This window comes from Serratia sp. M24T3, from assembly GCF_000257645.1.
GTDB lineage: Bacteria > Pseudomonadota > Gammaproteobacteria > Enterobacterales > Enterobacteriaceae > Rouxiella.
Genome location: NZ_AJHJ01000087.1, coordinates 1 through 779, shown reverse-complemented (window position 1 = coordinate 779; position 779 = coordinate 1). Strand labels below are relative to the sequence as shown.

At 54.7% G+C, this 779-nt stretch carries 1 pseudogene; it reads left to right on the top strand.

The annotated features are described in order from the left end of the window. A pseudogene (locus SPM24T3_RS24070) lies at positions 1 to 779 on the top strand (3-deoxy-D-manno-octulosonic acid transferase); the annotation flags it as partial.

The window sequence follows — 779 nt, the reverse complement described above, 5'->3', positions numbered from 1 at the left end:
CCATGACGCCGACCGGATCTGAGCGCGCAGCTTCCGCATTCGGTAAAGATGTACATCACGTTTATCTGCCCTACGATCTGCCAGGCTCAATGAACCGCTTTCTGGATAATGTGAAACCCAGGCTGGTAATCATTATGGAAACCGAGCTCTGGCCAAATATGATAGCACTCCTGCATCAGCGAAAAAATCCCGCTGGTGATTGCCAATGCCCGCCTGTCCGAGCGTTCAGCAAAAGGCTATAAAAAGCTTGGCAAATTTATGCAACGCCTGTTGCAGCACATAACGCTTATCGCCGCGCAGAATCAGGAAGACGGAGAGCGTTTTATCAGCCTTGGCTTAAAACGTTCGCAACTGTCCGTCACTGGCAGCCTGAAATTTGATATATCCGTCACCCCGGAGCTGGCCGCACGGGCGATTACCCTTCGCCGTCAATGGGCGCCCCGCCGCCCGGTATGGATTGCGACCAGTACGCATGAGGGTGAAGAAAGCATCATTCTGGAAGCGCACCGTAAGCTACTGACACGGTTCCCGAACTTGCTGCTGATTCTGGTGCCTCGCCATCCTGAACGCTTCTCTGTGGCACGTGAAATGGCACAGAAAGCAGGCTTAAGCTTTACCCTGCGCAGCAGCGGTGAGATCCCGTCCAGCAGTACGCAGGTGGTGATTGGCGATACCATGGGTGAGCTGATGTTGCTGTACGGCATTGCCGATCTGGCTTTCGTCGGAGGGAGCCTCGTTGAACGCGGTGGGCATAATCCTTTGGAAGCGGCGGCACATGC